Origin of the sequence: Streptomyces sp. CB01580 (assembly GCF_001905795.1) — a bacterium.
Lineage (GTDB): Bacteria > Actinomycetota > Actinomycetes > Streptomycetales > Streptomycetaceae > Streptomyces.
In genome coordinates, this window is record NZ_LIXJ01000004.1 from 228,944 (window position 1) to 246,083 (window position 17,140).

15 protein-coding genes and 1 pseudogene are annotated in these 17,140 nt (G+C 72.2%); 12 read left to right on the forward strand and 4 right to left on the reverse strand.

Translation table 11 applies throughout. The features are described from left to right. Positions 1-390 precede the first annotated feature (390 nt). From AMK22_RS09060 to AMK22_RS09095, 8 genes and pseudogenes are all read left to right on the forward strand, one after another. Positions 391-1,563: a radical SAM/SPASM domain-containing protein gene (locus AMK22_RS09060; protein WP_073783160.1), complete on the forward strand. Its 1,173-nt coding sequence runs from the start codon at positions 391-393 to the stop codon at positions 1,561-1,563. Beyond that, positions 1,560-2,357 carry an iron-containing redox enzyme family protein gene (locus AMK22_RS09065; protein ID WP_079186002.1) on the forward strand — a complete coding sequence of 266 codons (798 nt, stop codon included), beginning with the start codon at positions 1,560-1,562 and terminating at the stop codon, positions 2,355-2,357. Before AMK22_RS09060 ends, AMK22_RS09065 begins: the two co-directional genes overlap by 4 nt. Then, positions 2,354-2,554, forward strand: coding sequence for an aroma-sacti cluster domain-containing protein (locus AMK22_RS09070; RefSeq protein WP_073783162.1), 201 nt, complete (start codon positions 2,354-2,356; stop codon positions 2,552-2,554). Before AMK22_RS09065 ends, AMK22_RS09070 begins: the two co-directional genes overlap by 4 nt. A gap of 242 nt (positions 2,555-2,796) precedes the next feature. Then, the gene (locus AMK22_RS09075; protein WP_073783164.1) at positions 2,797-6,246 is read left to right on the forward strand and encodes an adenylate/guanylate cyclase domain-containing protein; all 3,450 of its coding nucleotides are present in this window, start codon (positions 2,797-2,799) and stop codon (positions 6,244-6,246) included. A gap of 2 nt (positions 6,247-6,248) precedes the next feature. Then, positions 6,249-7,209 (forward strand): annotated as a pseudogene (locus tag AMK22_RS09080) (S8 family peptidase); the annotation flags it as partial. Further along, on the forward strand, positions 7,196-7,825 hold the full coding sequence (locus AMK22_RS09085; protein WP_073783166.1) for a GAF domain-containing protein: 630 nt from the start codon (positions 7,196-7,198) through the stop codon (positions 7,823-7,825). The pseudogene AMK22_RS09080 and the gene AMK22_RS09085, both read left to right, overlap by 14 nt. Before the next feature lie 71 nt (positions 7,826-7,896). Continuing rightward, positions 7,897-8,694 (forward strand): sugar phosphate isomerase/epimerase family protein, encoded by a 798-nt coding sequence (locus tag AMK22_RS09090; protein ID WP_073783565.1) that lies wholly within the window; start codon positions 7,897-7,899, stop codon positions 8,692-8,694. Between the two features lie 608 nt (positions 8,695-9,302). Further along, on the forward strand, positions 9,303-10,055 hold the full coding sequence (locus AMK22_RS09095; protein WP_073783168.1) for an MIP/aquaporin family protein: 753 nt from the start codon (positions 9,303-9,305) through the stop codon (positions 10,053-10,055). Positions 10,056-10,076: 21 nt separating this feature from the next. Here the strand turns inward: AMK22_RS09095 and AMK22_RS09100 are convergent, their stop codons facing one another. After that, positions 10,077-10,550 carry a hypothetical protein gene (locus AMK22_RS09100; RefSeq protein ID WP_199883169.1) on the reverse strand — a complete coding sequence of 158 codons (474 nt, stop codon included), beginning with the start codon at positions 10,548-10,550 and terminating at the stop codon, positions 10,077-10,079. Between the two features lie 631 nt (positions 10,551-11,181). Between AMK22_RS09100 and AMK22_RS09105 the strand changes: the two genes are divergently transcribed. Then, positions 11,182-11,469 carry a DUF6415 family natural product biosynthesis protein gene (locus tag AMK22_RS09105; RefSeq protein ID WP_143203531.1) on the forward strand — a complete coding sequence of 96 codons (288 nt, stop codon included), beginning with the start codon at positions 11,182-11,184 and terminating at the stop codon, positions 11,467-11,469. A gap of 320 nt (positions 11,470-11,789) precedes the next feature. Here AMK22_RS09105 and AMK22_RS09110 read toward each other — a convergent pair whose 3' ends face one another. Beyond that, the gene (locus AMK22_RS09110) at positions 11,790-11,984 is read right to left on the reverse strand and encodes a hypothetical protein (protein ID WP_073783172.1); all 195 of its coding nucleotides are present in this window, start codon (positions 11,982-11,984) and stop codon (positions 11,790-11,792) included. Between the two features lie 272 nt (positions 11,985-12,256). Between AMK22_RS09110 and AMK22_RS09115 the strand changes: the two genes are divergently transcribed. Together AMK22_RS09115 and AMK22_RS09120 are read left to right on the forward strand one after the other, a co-directional pair. After that, on the forward strand, positions 12,257-13,483 hold the full coding sequence (locus AMK22_RS09115) for a helix-turn-helix domain-containing protein (protein ID WP_073783569.1): 1,227 nt from the start codon (positions 12,257-12,259) through the stop codon (positions 13,481-13,483). After that, positions 13,480-14,025, forward strand: coding sequence for a flavoprotein (locus AMK22_RS09120; protein ID WP_073783174.1), 546 nt, complete (start codon positions 13,480-13,482; stop codon positions 14,023-14,025). The genes AMK22_RS09115 and AMK22_RS09120 overlap by 4 nt, the downstream gene beginning before the upstream one ends. Positions 14,026-14,292: 267 nt before the next feature. Here the strand turns inward: AMK22_RS09120 and AMK22_RS09125 are convergent, their stop codons facing one another. After that, the gene (locus AMK22_RS09125) at positions 14,293-15,294 is read right to left on the reverse strand and encodes an EamA family transporter (protein WP_079186004.1); all 1,002 of its coding nucleotides are present in this window, start codon (positions 15,292-15,294) and stop codon (positions 14,293-14,295) included. 150 nt (positions 15,295-15,444) lie between these two features. Here AMK22_RS09125 and AMK22_RS09130 point away from each other — a divergent pair, with 150 nt between their 5' ends. Next, positions 15,445-16,353, forward strand: a complete 909-nt coding sequence (locus AMK22_RS09130; protein ID WP_073783571.1) for a LysR family transcriptional regulator — start codon at positions 15,445-15,447, stop codon at positions 16,351-16,353. 98 nt (positions 16,354-16,451) lie between these two features. Here the strand turns inward: AMK22_RS09130 and AMK22_RS09135 are convergent, their stop codons facing one another. Continuing rightward, the gene (locus AMK22_RS09135) at positions 16,452-16,820 is read right to left on the reverse strand and encodes a hypothetical protein (protein WP_073783176.1); all 369 of its coding nucleotides are present in this window, start codon (positions 16,818-16,820) and stop codon (positions 16,452-16,454) included. Positions 16,821-17,140 lie beyond the last annotated feature (320 nt).

Below are 17,140 nucleotides of genomic sequence, written 5' to 3' on the forward strand. Positions count from 1 at the left end.
CCGGTGCGGCCGGCGGGTGCCTGCCGCTGACCAGAAAGTTAGGAAGCCGGGCCTGGCAAATGGCTCGGTGACGGTATGGACGCGGTATCGCGCCTGTTCACCGGGGCTTGGCGAAGGCCGCAGCAGACGCGAGCACGGACACCGGGTCAGGGTGACGTGCCGTCATGCGGCGCCCTGCCTGCGGGCATACCGGTTTCGAGCCGGCCCCGAACCGGTGCCGAACCGTCCGGCCGGACGGTGGGTACGCGCACGGCGTCCGCGCGCCGTGTCCCCGTACTTCCTGTCCTCCCGTACTTCCTGCACTTCCTGTACCTCCTGCGTTCTGCGGAGTTCCCGCACTCACGCTTGCCACGCCCCACGCCCCGCCTACGCCCGAATGGAGACGGCCGGATGGAACTCGCCGAACTCATCGGACTGCGGCCGGTCCCGGCCGGTGGAGTACTGGTCACCCTGACCCGGCGCTGCCCGTTGCGCTGCGCCCACTGCTCCACCGGCTCCGCGCCGGAGGTGCGGGAGGAACCGCCGGCGGAGGAGCTGGAACGGTTCGTCTCCTCGTTCAGCGCCGCGGACCGGCCCGAGGTGATGATGCTGACCGGTGGTGAACCGCTGCTCCGACCACGCCTGGTGGCCGCACTCGCCCGTTCCGCGCGGGCCGCCGGGACCCGGACCGCGCTGCTCAGCGGGATGTTCTTCGCCCGGTCGGGCGGGCTCCCGGAACCGGTGCGGCGGGCGGTCCGCACGCTCGACCACTTCTCCGCCAGTCTCGACCTGCATCACGAACGGGAGGTGCCCCGGGCCGCGGTGTTCCGGGCGGTACGCGAGATCCGCAGGCTGGGGGTCGCGGTCAGTTTCCACCTCACCGGGACTGGCGAGGACGACCCCTATCTCGCGGACGTGACCGCGGACATAGAGCGGACGTTCGGCGGTGCGGTGCCGTCCCTGGTCAACGAGGTACGGCCGTTCGGCCGTGCGGCGTCCTGGGCCCGCCCGGCGCGTACCGCTGCCGCCCGTGACGAGCCGGGCGGCGGGGGCGCGCTGCCGTGCGCGATGGCCGCCTGGCCGGTGGTCGCCTTCGACGGGACGGTCCTGGCCTGCTGCAACCAGGACACCGTGGACCGCCGCCCCGCCCCGCCCCATCTGCGGCTCGGTCATGTCGCGGAGGACGACTGGGCCTCCGTACGGGCGCGGACGCTGCGGTCCCCGCTGCTGCGGCTCGTCCGCACGGTCGGCCCTGCCCACCTGCGACAACGGTGGGCGCCGGGCGTCCCGGCCGGTTCCTACTGCGGGGACTGCCGGGCGCTGGGCGACCGGTCGGAGGTGGTCGCGGCGGCCGGTGCCCTGGCAGCGGGCGCCGCGGGCGCGCTGCTGGACCTGACCGCGGCCCGGCAGCAGCACGCCCAGGGGCCGGTGGCCCTGGTGAGGCGCCACGGCTGCGCCGCGTACGCCGACCTGGTGGCGGCCCCGGGCGGCGGCGAGCAGACCCCCGACCAGACTCCGTCACCGAGTCCGTCACCGGCCGCGTACCCGGCTCCGTACCAGGTGACGGGAGGCACCCGGACATGAGCGCCGTCGAACCGACCACCCCGTCCGTCTCCGAGCGACCGTCCGCCTCCGAGGGCCCATCGGCGGCCGACCGGCTGTCGGCCTCCGAGCGGCTGCGCGTCAAGCTGTCCTTCGCCGAACCGGCCTTGCGGACGGCCCTGGCCGGACTGTGGCGTACCGAGGGCCTGTTGCCCCGCTACCAGGCGTACCTGAGCACGATGCACGCGGTGATCCGCGCCTCCGTACCGCTGATGGAACGTGCCGCCGAACGGGCCGCGCTGCTGGAGCGGTACGGCGATCCGCTGAGCACCTCGCTCGTCCCCTATCTGGACGGTCACGTCCGGGAGGAGGCGGAGCACGACGCCTGGCTGCTGGAGGACCTGGCGGCGGCCGGCGCCGACCCCCGGGACGCGGTGGACCGGATGCCCGATCCGCTCGTCGCCTCGCTGGCGGGCGCCCAGTACTACTGGATCGAACATCACCACCCGGTGGCGCTGCTCGGCTACATCGCCGTCCTGGAAGGCCACGCCCCGGCCGCCGGTCTCGCCCCCCGGCTGGCCCGGCTGACCGGGCTGCCCGCACCGGCCTTCCGTACCGTGCACGAACACGCGCACCTCGACGACGGCCATACCGCCGAGCTGCACGCACTGCTCGACCGGATGCCGCTGTCACGAGGGCAGGAGACGGCCGTCGCCGTCAGCGCCCTGCACACCACCGACGCGCTCACCCAGTTGTTCGTCCGGCTCGGGCGCACCGCATCGGACCGTCCGGTGCGGGGGGCCGGACGGTCCGTCTCGATGGGAGGCCCGTCATGACCGAACCACCGGACCGGCTCGCCGTGCTGTACGGCGCCGGGTTCGCCGTCGATCTGCTCACCGATGAACAGCGCCGGGTGCTGAACGACCTCGCGCCGGAGGAACTCACCGTGCTGCTCGACATCAAGTCCCGGCTGGACGCCGTCGGACCAGAAGTGGAGGCGCACGGCGAGATCGCGGGCGGCGCCCTGTTCTAGTGCCGGGAGCGGCACTAGGGGCCGTCGTCGAACTGCCGCCATTCGGCCGGAGGCGGGGCCGGGCTGCGCCCTGTTCCAGGGCCTCTCGGCGCCGGCGCCGTGCCCGGTGCCAGTAACAAGCCCTACCGGCACCGGGCCCACCGGTTCCAGCGGAAGCCGACGAAGACAAGCGAAGACGAGCGAAGGCAAGAAGAGAAGCGGACAAGCAGATGCGAGCAGCGACGAGCAGAGAGGAAGCGCCGATGAACTGCACTTCGTGCCAGCACCAACTGCCCGCCGATGCACGGTTCTGCCCGTCCTGCGGCACCCCGTGCCCAGCAGCCGCCGCGACCACGCCTCCGGGGGACGAGCGCAAGCTGGTCACCGCGGTCTTCTGCGATCTGGTGGGCTCGACGGCCCTGTCCGGACAGCTCGACCCGGAGACCCTGCGCACCGTGACCCTGCGCTATTTCGCCGTCATGAGCGAACGGATCGAGGCGCACGGCGGCACCCCGGAGAAGTTCATCGGCGACGCCGTGATGGCCGTCTTCGGAGTGCCCGTGATGCGCGAGGACGACGCGCGGCGGGCGCTGGCCGCGGCGCTCGGGATGCGCGAGGCACTGGCCGATCTCAACACCGAGCTGGAGGCCTCGCTGGGCATCCGGCTCAGCGTCCGGATCGGCGTCAACACCGGTACGGTCGTAGCGGGTTCCGATGCCGGCGCCCGGCAGGCACTGGTCTCGGGCGAGACCGTGAACGTGGCCGCCCGGCTGGAGCAGAACGCCGCCACCGACGAGATCCTCATCGGCCCGCAGACCCTGGAGGCCGCCGGGCCGACCGTGGTCGTCGAGGAGGTCGGCCCGCTGCGGCTCAAGGGCAAGAGCGACCGGGTGACCGCGTACCGCCTGATCGCGCTCGGCGCCGACGACCCCGAACTCCTGCGCCGCTTCGACGTGCCGTTCATCGGCCGGGCGGAGGAACGGGCGGTGCTGGACGAGGCCCTGGGCCGGACGGCCCGCGAGGCGGGTCCGGGGCTGGTCCGCCTGGTCGGCGACGCCGGGATCGGCAAGACCAGGCTGGCGCGCGAATGGCTCGCCGGGCTCGCCGGACCGGGCCGACCGGTCATCGGTACCGGGCGCTGCCGGAGCTACGGCGACCACGGCACCCTGACCCCGCTGGCCGACGCGGTACGCGAGGCGCTGGCCTCCCCCGACGCCCGGGAGGCCCTCGGCGCGGCGGCCGGGCGGGCGAGGGCGGCGGTGGCGGACGCGCGGGCGGTGCTGCGGGGCGGCCTGCTGCACGACGGCACGCCCAACGCCCCGTTCGAGGACATGTGCGCGGCCCTGATCAGCGTGCTGGGCAGGGCAGCGGCCCGGCTCCCGGTGGTGCTGGTCATCGACGACTGGCACTGGGCCGAGCCGCTGCTGGTGCGGACGGTGGACCGGCTGGCCGGGCCGCTCGGCCGGGTGGGCGTGCTCATGGTGTGCCCGGGCCGCCCGGACGGCCCCCCGCCCGCCACCGATCCCCCCGCACACCCGGCCCAGGTCCTGCCGCTCGCCGGTCTGTCCCGCGCGGAGGCGGCCCTCCTGGTCCGCGCACTGACCGGAACGGCGGACGCGACCGCGACCGCGGGGGACGGCCACGGACACGAAACGCACAGGCACGAAACGCACGGCACCGGACCCCACGGCCACGAACACGAGAAGCACGAACACGAGACGCGCGGGCAGGAGACGCACGCGCACGGCGCGCACGGGCATGAAGCGCACGGGCACGATCTCCACGGCCATGACCTGTACGACCGCGCCGAGGGCAACCCGCTGTATCTGGAACAACTACTGGTCCCCGCCGGGCCGGACCGGCCGGCCCCGCCCCCGGGCCCCCGTACCACCGGCGAACCGGCGCTTCCGCCGACCCTGCAGGCGCTGCTCGGTGCCCGGATCGGCGCGCTGGAGCGCACCGAACGCGCCACCCTCGACCTGGCCGCGGTCCTCGGCCGGGACTTCACCGCGCCGGAACTCGTCCGGCTGACCCGGGCCGCGCGCGCGGCGGAGACCGTGGACCGGTACGGCCTGTGCGACCCGTACGAGCACCCCGACCATGTCTCCGGCACCCCCGAAGCCTCCCCCGCCTCCCTCTTCTCCCGCCCCCCGCTGGAGGAAGGGCCATCGGCTCCGGAGGACGACGACCGGATCCGGGTGACTCGGGCGCTGGCCCGGCTGCGGCGGCGCCGTCTCGTGGAGACCGCGCCGGGCGGCGATCCGGACGCGGGACGGCACCGGTTCAGCAGTGGCCTGGTCCAGGAGGTCGCGTACGCCTCGATGTCCAAGCGTGCCAAGGCGGAACGGCACGCCTGGGCGGCCGAACTGCCCAGTGTGACGGCTGCGGGCCAGGCGGCGGTCGGCGGTCACCTGGAGCGGGCGTACCGGTACCGCACCGAACTCGGTCTGGCCGACGGCCGGGCCGATGCCCTGCGGATCCGGGCCGCGTCCGCGCTCGCGTCGGCGGGGGCGCAGGCGCTGGCCCGTTCCGATCTGCACTGGGCGCAGGGACTGCTGGAGCGGGCCGTGGGCCTGCATCCGCAGGGCGACCCCGCCGCGGCACCGGCGCTGCGCCGGCTCGGCGAGGTACGGCTGGCCCTCGGTCACCCGGAGGAGGGCGAGCGCCTGTTGAGGCGCGTCCTGACCGTCGAGGCGGCTCCGGTGGAGGCCGCGCACGCCCGGCTCGCGCTGGCGTCGCTGGACCCCGGCGCGGTGAGCGTGTCCTCGGCCGCCCGCGCGGTGCTGCCGCTCTTCGAGTCCGCGGGCGACTCCGTCGGCCAGGCGCGGGCCCGGCTGCGGCTGGCACAGCAGTTGCAGCGGGCCGGACGGCACGAGGAGGCCGACCGCGATCTGACGCTGGCCCTGGACCACGCGGTGCGGGCCGAGGCCGAACCGGAACGGGCGGCGGCGCTCGGCGCCATCGGGATCTCGTTGTGGCGGGGCCCGGAGCCGGTACCGGTCGCGGTGGCGCGCTGCCGGGACCTGCTCGCCGCGCACGGGGCCGGACGGCCCGCCGTACGCACCACGCTGAACTGTCCGCTGGCCGTGCTCCACGCGCTGCACGGCCGGGCGGACCGGGCCGGGGAGTGCCTGGCCGAGGCGGAACAACTGGCCGAGGACCTGGGCTACGCGGAGGCGGAGGTCTTCATCCCGGTGTTCCGGGCGACGGTCGAGGCGCTGCTCGGGCACACCGATCCGGCCCTGGGCCTGCTCGTACGGGCGGACCGCGCGGCGGCGCGCGCCGGGGCCCGGTCCATGCGGCCGGCCATCGCGCTGGAAGCGGCGCGGCTGCTGCTCGACGACGGCCGGCCGGACGCCGCCGGACCGTGGCTCGAAGAGGTCGGGGCGCCCCGGACGCTGCCGCACGCGGACCGGGTGGACCTCGCCGGGCTGCGCGCCCGGCTGGCGGCGGAGGCCGGGGAGCGGGAAGCGGCCCTGCGCCGCGCGGACCGCGCCGTACAGGACGCCCTGCTGACCGACTCGCCGCTGGTACGGGCCACCGCTTCGCTGGACCGGGCGCGGACGCTGGCGCTGTTGGACGATCCGGACGGGGCAGCGGCGGCGGCGAGGGAGGCCCGGGAACGGTTCGCGGAGAAGGGACATCTGCCGGGCGAGCGGTGGGCGGCGCGGCTCGCCGCGGGACCGGCGGCGGCCACGACGGAGAAGAGCTGAGGATGACGACCACGGAAACGGCCCCCGGACCGGGACCGGGACAGGCACCCGCACCCGCACCCGCATCCCGGCCGGCCCCGGCACACGCCCCCGCGCCCGACGCGGGGCTGACGTGGAGTCTGCGGGGGCGCGGCCCCGACGACGTGGTGGTACGGGCCGACCCCGGTCCCCGACCCGGCGACGGCGGTGGCGACGGCGGCCCCGTGCCGGGCACCGGGCGGGGTGTGCGGGTCTGCGTGGTGGACTCCGGGGTCGAGCGCGACCATCCGGGGGTCGGGCCGGTGGCCGGTTCCTGGGTGGTGGTCAAGGACCCGGAGACCGGCGACACCGAGGTCAGGGAGACCGACACCGGGGACACCTGCGGGCACGGCACCGCGTGCGCGGGGATCATCCGCCGGACCGCCCCGGAGTGCGAGCTGTACAGCGTCCGGGTCCTGGGGGAACGGTTCTCCGGCACCGGGGACGTCCTGCTCGCCGGGCTGCGGTGGGCGGTCGAGCAGGGCTTCGACGTGGTGAACCTGTCGTTGTCCACCACCCGCGCCCGGTTCGCCCAGGAGCTGCACGCGCTGGCCGACCACGCCTACTTCAGCCGCACGGTCGTCGTCGCCTCGGCGCACAACAGCCCGGTGGAGAGCTATCCGTGGCGGTTCGCGTCGGTGATCTCTGTGGGCAGCCACCAGGAGGACGACCCGGATCTGCACCTCTACAACCCCGAACCGCCGGTGGAGTTCTTCGCCCCCGGCCAGAACGTGTCGGTGCCCTGGCTGGGCGGCACGTCGATCCGTACCACTGGCAACAGCTTCGCGACCCCGTACATCAGCGGGCTGTGCGCGCGTCTCCTGTCGGCACACCCCAGGATGACGGCCTTCCAGCTCAAGAACGCTCTTTATCTCTCCGCGGCGAACGTGCGGTTCGGCCCGCGGTCCTCCGATCCGGCAGGAGAGGTCTGATGACTCCGAGAACCGAATCAGCGTCAGTGACGTCAGCGACTCCGGGAACGGCCCAGGAGACGCTCCCGGCGGTGGCCGCGGCCCGCCGCGAACTTCTCCAGTCCGTCGTCGACGTGGCGCGGGCGATCTTCGGCGCGGCGGCGAGCTCGGTCTTCCTGCTGGACGAGGAGGCCGACGAGCTGGTGTTCCAGGCGGTCTCCGGACAGGGCGAGGAGTTCCTGGTGGGCCGCCGTTTCCCGGCCGGGCGTGGGATCGCGGGCTGGGTGGCGACCTCGGGCGAGCCGATGGTGGTGGACGACCTCAATGCCGCCCCGTCCTTCGACCGGTCGCTCGCCGAGTCCACCGAGTACGTGCCGAGCGCGCTGATGGCGGCCCCGCTGATCAGCGACGGCCGGGTGCTCGGCGTGCTGGAGGTGCTCGACCCGTCGCCGTGCGCCCGCACGGACCTGCGGGAACTGGACCTGCTCGCGATGTTCGCCCGGCAGGCCGCCGCGGCACTGCGGGTGGTGGCGTACGCGCCGGCCGATACCGGGATGCCGGGCGCGGGCGGTCGGCTGGACCCACGTCAGCGGGCGGACGCGCTGCGGCTGCTGGGTAGTCTGGAGCAGCTGCTCCGAGAGCCGTGCTGAACGACGGGGAGCCGTGACGTGCGTCCGGAAGCCGAGCAGTGGCGAACGGCGACGACGGAAGGACCACGCACGTGAAGCTCGCTTTTTCGACCCTCGGGGTGCCGGGCATGCCGATGGCGGATGTCGTCCGGCTCGCCACCGAACACGGCTATCAGGGCGTGGAGCTGCGCGCCCATCCGGAGGAGCCGGTGCACCCGGGCCTCTCGGCCTCCGAACGGGCCGCCGTTGCCGAGGAGTTCGAGAAGCACGGCGTCGAAATCCTGACCGTGGCCGGATACGCCCGGGTCGCGGCCGAGGGCGACGACGGGCCCGTGCTGGACGAGATCGCCGCCCTGGTGGAGCTGGCCCACGACCTGGGCGCGCAGAACGTACGGGTCTTCCCGGGCGGCGGCGGCCAGGACCCCGCGACGGCCGACGAGACGGCCGCCCGGAGGCTGGCCGCCGCCGCGCCGCACGCCGAGGACCTGGGCGTGCGCGTCCTGCTCGAAACCCATGACTCGCACCGGGCGGGCGCCGACGTGGCCCGGGTCGTCGGAGCGGTCGGGCACCGGCGGATCGGCGCGCTGTGGGACGTCATGCACACCTGGCTCGCGGGCGAGGACCCGGCCTCCGGCCACGCGGTGCTGGCCCCGCACCTGGGCTACGTACAGGTCAAGGACATCGCCTCGGCGGACGACCCGACGCCGCTGCCGCTCGGGGCCGGGGTACTGCCGCTGGCCGCCTGTCTGGACGCGCTCGGCGGGGACACCTGGGACGGCTGGGTCTGCTGGGAGTACGAGAAGCGGTGGCACCCGGCTGCGGCGGAACTGCCGGACCTGCTGGCCGCCGGGCGGGACCACCTGCTGCGGTTGGGGGCGGCAGGGCGGTAGGGCGCCTGTCGGCTCCCCGCACGGCAGGACGGCGGACGGAAGGACGGTTGGACGCCCAAACGGCACTATGGGCGTGCCGGGCGGACGAGCGGTGGGCAGTGAGACCGCAAAGCTTCCCTGAAACCGCAGCTCAGGAAGAGTGGAGTGGTCCCCGCGCAGGCGAGCGACCACGTGGTCGAAAGGACAACAGCTTGCAAGGAGACACCTCCACAGCTGCGTCGTACGCTTGAAGGGAGCGCCTGCCGACCAAAGGGGCGAACTCCCGCGTCGGGTCCCCATCCATTGCGGCGACATCGGCGAGCGGTCGACCGACACCTCTGACGACTCCGACGAGCGACACCGTTTTCCCGACACCGTTTTCCGCAGCCTGGAGATGCGGGTGAAGAACGGGGAGGTCGACACGCCGTCTGTGCGCCCTTCCTCGGCGCGACCGCGGCCGTCAGGGCGCCTTTCTTCGGCACGACGGACATTCCTTCGGCGCGACGGACATTCCTTCAGGGCTCAGCACCAGCCGTGCGTTTCAGCTAAGGAAGTGAAACATGTCTGTGCAGGTCAAAGAGCGTAGTCGAGTTCCCACCAGAAGCTCTGGGGCGCCATACTCCGACGGCGTGGCCGGCGCATACCTCGCTGAGTTGATCGGGACCTTCATCCTGGTCTTCGCGATAACCGCCACCGCCACCTCCGCCGGCCTGGCGAGCACCATCGTCGGACCGGCCTACGGCTCGCTGGCCGTCGTCCTGGCCAACGGACTGACGCTGGCCGCACTGGTCGGCGGCCTTGCCCACGTATCCAGCGCGCACTTCAACCCGGCCGTCACCGTCGCGATGGCTGTCATCCGCAAGTTCTCGTGGCGGCATGTCCCCGGATACGTCGCCGTCCAGATGATCGGCGGGATCCTCGGTGCCCTCGCCACCTGGGCCATTCACGGCAACGCCGCGCGGGCCACCACGCACCTCGGTGCCACCAACCCTGCGCCTGGGGTGGGCGATGGCCGTGCTCTGGTCGTCGAGATCCTGATCACCTTCGTGCTGGTCCTCGTGGTGACCGCCGCGGTCACCGACAAGCGGTTCCCGGCCCCCGTTGCCTCGGTCGTGGTCGGCTTCGCCCTCGCCGCGGCGGTCTTCATCGGCGGCCCCAGCGACGGAGCCGCGGTCAACCCGGCCCGCGGTCTTGGCCCGATGATCGCCGCCGGCTCGTTCAACGGCTGGTGGGCGAGCCTGGTAGGCCCTGTGATCGGTGGTGTCCTCGCCGCGGTACTTTACGACCGATTCGTCCGCAGGGGCCGGCCCTCAGCAGTTGAGCAGGTATCAAAGGCCCGCGCCGTCGGCAGCGGACGAGTACGCAGTCGGCGCGTGTTGTAGGCCCGGGCGACCTCGTCTTCTCTACCGTGAGGCCCCGTCCGGCCAGATGATGGTGATGGGCACGCCTGCTTCGCGTGCGTAGCTGACAACATCCGCTGTCCCTCCGAAGCCACGGGCGGGCTTGCCGTCCCATACGGCCAGGAGGTGGTCGGACAGATCCACGAGGATTTCGCTACCAGCCTGGTGAGCTTCCGATGTCGACTCGATAAGCCCGGTACGGTGAACGTCCGAAGCCTTGCTGAGCAGGTGGTCGTAGTCGGGGTGGTGCCAGTCGGGCAGTCCGGCCCGGTATTCGGTTGCCGGGATGACGACTTCGAGCTTGGCGCCCGCGTCGAGCGCGGTCTGTGCCCACCATGCGTCAGGACCGTCGGCGATGCAGCTGATGGCGACGAGGTCGGTGGTGTCCAACGTCTCGATCTGAGCGGCGAGGCCGGCACGAACCTGTTCGGCCACGTTCTCAGGGAGGCCGCGGTGGCCGGTGATACCGATACGCATGTGGCCGTCTCTCTACAGATAGGTCGCGTGTAGCTGAGCATCGAACTCGCGCACCATAGCGGTGCGTCCGGGATCCGTGTAGTTGGAGCGGAGACGTCGCGCCCGTTCGACGATCCTTCCCGAGCGGAGCCGGATGCCTTCTCCAAGGGCGCTTGATGCCAGGGCGAATGCGGCATCCGCGTCACCGGATCTGAGATGGCTGGTGGCGGCGTCAATGGTCAGCAGCGCCCTCTGTTTGTCGTTGCCGTTGCTGAGCGCGACGCCAATGTCCTTTTCCGATACCCGAATCGGTAGCGGGGAGGCGAGGCGAGCCGTGCAAGTGATGCGGCAAGAGGCGATCTTCCGGGGCGCGGGCCGAACCGCGCCTCCCCGGAGACGACCAGGAGGGAGGCCGCGACCTGCTCCTGGTCGGTGCACTCGCCGACGAGTGGGGAGTCGGCGAGGACAATTGCATCACCTGGTGCCTGATCGACGCAGGTTCCGGAGCGGGCCAATGATGCTTGCCACCATCCCGGCGAGGACGGCACTCCACGGCGAGGCGCATCCCGTTCTCGGTGCTGTCGACAACAGCACGGAAGCCGTGGAGCGGGTGCTACCTGGGCTGCGCAGGTGACCTCTGTCCGAAACGGTGTTGAGCGGCATCTTCAAGGATCTGGAGCAGGTTCTCGGAGAGCAGTTCCTCCCTGGCAAGGCCGAGGTCGACGTACTCCTGTGCCGAACCCGTGGCGCGCTCATGCAACTCGTCGCGGCAGTGCCCGATTTCATCGTGCGGTCGGGCCCGATCGATGACGTGATCGAGAGAGCACGGCACCTGGTCTCCACCGCACCGGCAGACGACCTCATTGGGCCGCGAGTACTCCTGAGGCGCATGGCCTTGACAGTCGTCGACCTGCTCGACGAGATGCGGCCGATCCCCTGACCACCGCACCCGCCCGTTGTCCACCCTCGTCGCGGGCCGACGCGGTTCCTACCCCGTTTCGGCTGTTCGGTGTGCCAGCCGGAACGGACGCCCCCACGCCGCGCCGGGCCGGCCGCACCTGGGACCCAGTAGGCACCCCGTTCCCTCTCGGCAGTGTCATCCGACGCGGTGGCAGGGGCATGCGCACCACCGCGTCTCAATGGGCACCTCCCACTCCGGAGCCCCCGTCCGACGGGTGACACCCAGCCACGGACACTCCCCGTGCTCGCCGATCCGGCACGCAGGCACGAGCCCTTCCCGGGTGGCCGGTGCGGGCGCAATCACGGCTGCTCGCCGTATGGGCGAATGCGGCGCTGTTCCCGGCACGGGGCACACGCGTACAGGCCGATCCCGGGGCCGGAGCCCTGCTCGATGACGTCGACCAGAACCGCGGTCCCGGACGGACCCTTGTGCCAGTGGCACCAGCCGAAGCCGGGCCGCACGGGCGGCTTCGACTGCGCGGGCCGCGTGGTCATCGCGCCCCCTTGCACCGGTTGCACCGGCACGGCGGGAGCGTGGTCGACAGGGCCACAGTCCTGGCCGGACCGACTTCGGCCTTCGGACGGATCACGCGCGTCCGGCCGTGCCGGTCCACCTCGTACACCTTGATCGTCATCACCACGTCGACCCCTGGTTCCTCTCGATACTCATTGGACGCAGACTTCTGCGGATCACCTCTGCCCGCACCGTAGGGCGCGGTACAACCGTGATGGGCACGCAAAGTGCGTGCCCCGTTCGGGAGACCTTGATGAACGCTGGTCGCATCGGTCGCCGCATCGCCTACTGGCGAGAGCGTCGTGGCCTCACACAAACCGACTTCGGGCGGCTGATGGGACAAACCCGTAGATGGGTGCAAGATCTGGAGGGCGGTCAACGGCAGCAGGATCCGCGCCTGTCGGTGGTCGTGAAGGCTGCCGAAGTACTGCGGATCCCCCTGGAACAACTCTTGACCGACACTCCTTCATCGGCCGCGACTCCCGGCCAGCCGCCGGCAGAAGCCGCGGCTGTCATCGACGTGCTGTACAGCGGTGCGGAGGACGACACTCCTCCGCTGCCGCTCGACGAGTTGCGCCAGCGTCTCGTCTACTGCTGTGAAGCGTTCCAGGCTTGCCATTACCTGGCGCTCGGCCGCGAGCTTCCCGCCCTCGTCGTCGGCTCTGGCCGTACGGCCGCCCGCGCAGGCGACGAGGCAGCGGAAGCACACGCCCTCCACTCCCGAGTACTGCAACTGACAACGAGCTTCCTCCACAAGTACGGACCGGCGACAGCCGTGCAGGCTGCGGTCGTCGCAGACCGGGCCCTGGCTGCGGCAGAACAGTCCGGGGATGCGGTGACCATCGGTGCCGCATCCCGCCGGGTCGCCAAGTCCCTTGCCTCCCAGGGGCAGTCCGCAGCAGCCATCAGCTTCGCCGTAGCGGCGGCGCGGCGCCTCCAGGACGATCTGTCAACGGCCGGACCGCTCGGTCTGTCGACCCTCGGCATGCTGTATCTGTCGGCCGCGGTCAGCGCGTCCGCCCAGGAACGAACGGCATCCAGGGTCCGGGCCGCCATCGAGCACGTCGATCAGGCCGGCGAACTGGCCGGCGAACTGGCCGACCAGCAGGGCGCGGACTTGAACATGGACTGGACGAACTTCGGCCCGACGAACGTCGCGCTGCACCGGGTGGACGTCCTGGCCCGTTTCGAGGACGGCTGGTCGGCATTGGACGCCGCGGAGGCCGTGACCGATGCGGATGTACGAAAGCTGAGGAATGAACGTCGGGCCGGGCACCTCATCACTCTGGCCCGCGCTCAACTCTTGACACGGAAGAAAGAGGCTGCTGCGGCCTCTCTCGTTCAGGCTGCCAGGCTTGCCCCTGAAGAGTTCCGGGGGAGGCCCAGCACCATGGCGCTGGTGAAGGACGTTCTTGCCGCAACGCCCCTCCCAAGCGGCGAGTTGCGTGCGCTGGCCGCTCGATGTGGACTCCAAGCATGACGAGAGTGCTGTATCTCATTGCCTGTGCGGCCGGCCCCACCGAATACGTCGACAAGGGAGTGGGCCTGGCGCAGGCACGGGGGTGGGACACCTGCCTGATCCTGACGCCGTCGGCTGCCCGCTGGTGGGAACCGCGCCTCGGTGAGCTGGAAGCGCTGACGGGGCATCGAGTGCGGTCGCAGTACAAATTGCCTGGGGAGCGGGACGCGCTACCGAAGGCGGACGCCATGCTCGTGGCCCCGTTGTCCTGCACGAGCCTGAACAAGTGGGGTGCCGGAATCGCGGACACCCTGGCGTTGGGGCTGGTCTCCGAGGGCGTGCACCTGGGGGTTCCGGTGGTGGCCATGCCTTACTTCAACCAGGCGCAGGGAAGCCAGCCGGCGGTGGCCCGCAGCATTGCGGACCTGCGGGCGCAAGGCGTGGTCCTCCTCGACGGGCCGGATGGGTACGAGTCGCACCCTCCGAAGCGTGGTGAGCCCGCAAGCTTCCCTTGGCACCTCGCTCTGGATTCGGTCGGCTGCCTTGTGGGTCCCCCTGTGTAGATGGCCTCCGCGCATACGTGGGTGGCCAGACCGGCGCGCGGGACGGGCTGGCCGTGCTGTGCGTTTCCGCGCAGGCGGGGGCGTTCCGGTACCGGAGGCGGGGTCCGAGCTCCCGCCCGACGGCAGCGTGTTGCCCCGTCGGCTGAGCAACTCGTGCTGCTCGCCGCACAGGGCGAACGGTCGAGGGGGTGTCATGCGCGAGAACACGACGGCCACAAGGCGAAGTGACGATGTCCGCCTCGGCGAAGACGACCGCACCTGGCGAAGTCAGACGACACGAGACGCCGGAGATTCCCGGCCCGGCCCCGTGTCCGCTTCCACACCCTCCACCGCCGCCATCAGCCCCTGCTCCGGCGCCGGAGCCGGAGCCGGAGCCGACCTCGGCTCGGGCTCCGGCGCCGTCGTACGCCCCCGCCGCGTCCCCGCGAGGGAGGTGAGGGCCACTCCGCCCACCAGCAGCGCAGCCGCGCACCACCGCAGCGGGCTCACCGACTCGCCCAGCAGCAGTGCGGCCGAGGACATCCCGAAGACGGGCACCAGCAGGGTGAACGGGGCCACCGACGACGCCGGATGCTGGCGCAGCAGGTAGCCCCAGACGCCGAAGCCGAAGACGGTGGTGATCCACGCGACGTAGACGATGATCCCGGCACCGCTCCAGTCGAGCGCGGCCAGCGCGGCGGCGTCGCGGTCCCAGCCCTCGAAGACGAGGGAGAGGCCGAGCAGCGGCAGGACCGGCACGGTGGAGACCCAGACCATGAAGTTCAGGGAGTCGGCCGGAGCGGCCTTGCGGGTCAGCACGTTGGACACGCCCCAGCAGGCGGCCGCCGCGATCACCAGGACGAAGGCGAACACCGGCCCGCCTGTCCCCTCGTCGACCGCGGCCACCCCGATGCCCGCGAGCGCCACGACCATGCCGAGCACGCGCACCCTTCCCGGCCGTTCGCCCAGCGCCACGGCCGCGAAGAGGGCCGTGAACACCGCCTGGACCTGGAGCACGAGCGAGGAGAGACCGGCCGGCATGCCGCGGTCCATGCCGATGAAGAGGAGCCCGAACTTGGCCACGCCGAGCGTCAGGCCGACGCCCACGATCCACTTCCAGGCGACCTTGGGCCGGCCGACGAAGAAGACCGCGGGCAGCGCGGCGACCAGGAAGCGCAGGGCGGAGAACAGCAGCGGCGGGAAGTGCCCGAGGCCGACTTCGATGACCACGAAGTTCACACCCCAGACGGCGGCGACCAGGGCCGCCAGGGCTATGTGGAGGGGACGCATTCACCGAGGATCACCCGCGCCGACCATGTAGCACCAGCGCTGATTCCTTCATGGTGGAATTGAGGAACGCTAATGAATGCGGTACCGACCACCGGACGCGGTACCGATCAGCCCCACACCGCTGAATCGGCGAGAACCCCGGAGGCCACGGTGCTCGATCTTTCCCGGCTGCGCGCGCTGCACGCGGTCTCCGTCCACGGCTCCGTCGCGGGCGCCGCCGCCGCGCTCGGATACACCCCGTCGGCGGTCTCGCAGCAGATCACCAAGCTGGAGCGGGAGACCCGTACCACCCTCCTCGAACGCCGCGGGCGCGGCGTCGCGCTGACCGAGGAGGCGCTCCACCTCGCCGCGACGGGCCAGCGGCTGCTGGCGATCGTGGAACAGGCGGAGACCACGCTGGAGGAGCGCCGGGGGCTGCCGACGGGACGGCTGTCGATCGGCGCGTTCGCGTCGGCGGCGCGCGGGCTGCTGCCCGGTGTGCTGGCCGGGCTGGAACGGGACCATCCGGCACTGGAGGTCCGGCTGACCGAGGTCGATCCGCATCTCTCGGTCGACCTGGTGGCCAAGGGCGTGATCGATCTGGCGGTGGCGCACGACTGGGACATCGCCCCGCTGCCCGCCCCGGAGGGCGTGGCACAGGCGGTGATCGGCGGCGACCGGTGCGATCTGCTGGTGCCCGAGGGCCACCGGCTCGCGGGGCGGGACGCGGTGCGGCGCGAGGAGCTGGCGAAGGAGCGGTGGATCTGCCAGCCGCCGGGGAGGGTGTGCCACGACTGGCTCGTACGGACGCTGCGGACGGCGGGTTACGAGCCGGACATCCGGCACCAGGCGGAGGAGAACCACACCCAGCTCGCCCTGCTCGCCGCCGGTCTCGGGGTGGCGATGATCCCGCGGCTGGGGCGCGGGCCACTGCCCGCGGGCGTGGTGGCGGTGCCGCTGGATCCCGTACCGGTACGGCGGCTGTACGCGCTGTGGCGTACGGAGGCGGCCCGACGGCCCGCGATCACGGCGGCGGTCTCCTCGCTGCAGGCGCACGGAACCGCACTCGGCCTGGCGTGAGGCGGAGGGCGCGGCTCCCGCCCCCGGTATGGGGTGGTGAGTCGCTCGGTCCACGTCCTGCGTGGTGAGGCTTTCGACGGGCGTCGCGGACTCCTGGCTCAGCCGGTGCTGAACATCTGAACGGCGCCCCAGATCATGAACGCGAGAATGAGGGCGAAGAGGACGAAGACGAAGACCAGGGCGATCCGGGGAATGCCCTTGGCGCGGACGTCGGCCCCGGTCGTGAGGTTCTCCACCTCGGTCATGCGGAAGGTACCGGATTTCATCCTGCCGGTCCCCCGCACCCAGTCGCCGTCGCTGATGGAGCCCTCCACCCGGTAACCGCGCATCTCCACCGGGATGAGCTGGATGCGGTTCCCGGAGTCGTCGTACCGCTCGACGCGGAAGGTACACACCGCCTCGGAGGTGTCCCGCTGCTGTTCGGTCCGGAACCGGGCGCCGTGCACCTGCCCTTCGACGACGCTCACGGTGCCGGCGGGCGGCGGCGGGGACTCCGGTGCGCCGTGCCGCCCCGGCGCCTCGGCACGCGGACGGTCGCCGCCGCCCGGACGGGGGCCGGGGCGGCCCTCCGGCGGGGGCGGCGGACGGTCCGGCCGGGGGCTCCAACTGCCGTCGCGGTTGCCGGAGCCCTCGTCGAACCGGTCGCTCCTGGGTCGGCCACAGCGCCCGCAGGTCCGGACATCCGTCGGCACCTCGGCACCGCAGCCTGGGCACGAAGTCACGGGATCACCCCGGTCGTCGCTGGGCGGTGTATCCGCTCAGCAGTGCGTCTGATCGAGGCGGACGG

Bases quoted from the DNA above. Each gene is read 5' to 3' on its own strand.
- AMK22_RS09110 (WP_073783172.1), bottom strand. From the start codon at position 11,984: ATGACCACGCGGCCCGCGCAGTCGAAGCCGCCCGTGCGGCCCGGCTTC.
- AMK22_RS09065 (WP_079186002.1), top strand. From the start codon at position 1,560: ATGAGCGCCGTCGAACCGACCACCCCGTCCGTCTCCGAGCGACCGTCC.
- AMK22_RS09085 (WP_073783166.1), top strand. From the start codon at position 7,196: ATGACTCCGAGAACCGAATCAGCGTCAGTGACGTCAGCGACTCCGGGA.
- AMK22_RS09120 (WP_073783174.1), top strand. From the start codon at position 13,480: ATGACGAGAGTGCTGTATCTCATTGCCTGTGCGGCCGGCCCCACCGAA.
- AMK22_RS09125 (WP_079186004.1), bottom strand. From the start codon at position 15,294: ATGCGTCCCCTCCACATAGCCCTGGCGGCCCTGGTCGCCGCCGTCTGG.
- AMK22_RS09075 (WP_073783164.1), top strand. From the start codon at position 2,797: ATGAACTGCACTTCGTGCCAGCACCAACTGCCCGCCGATGCACGGTTC.
- AMK22_RS09100 (WP_199883169.1), bottom strand. From the start codon at position 10,550: ATGCGTATCGGTATCACCGGCCACCGCGGCCTCCCTGAGAACGTGGCC.
- AMK22_RS09115 (WP_073783569.1), top strand. From the start codon at position 12,257: ATGAACGCTGGTCGCATCGGTCGCCGCATCGCCTACTGGCGAGAGCGT.
- AMK22_RS09070 (WP_073783162.1), top strand. From the start codon at position 2,354: ATGACCGAACCACCGGACCGGCTCGCCGTGCTGTACGGCGCCGGGTTC.
- AMK22_RS09060 (WP_073783160.1), top strand. From the start codon at position 391: ATGGAACTCGCCGAACTCATCGGACTGCGGCCGGTCCCGGCCGGTGGA.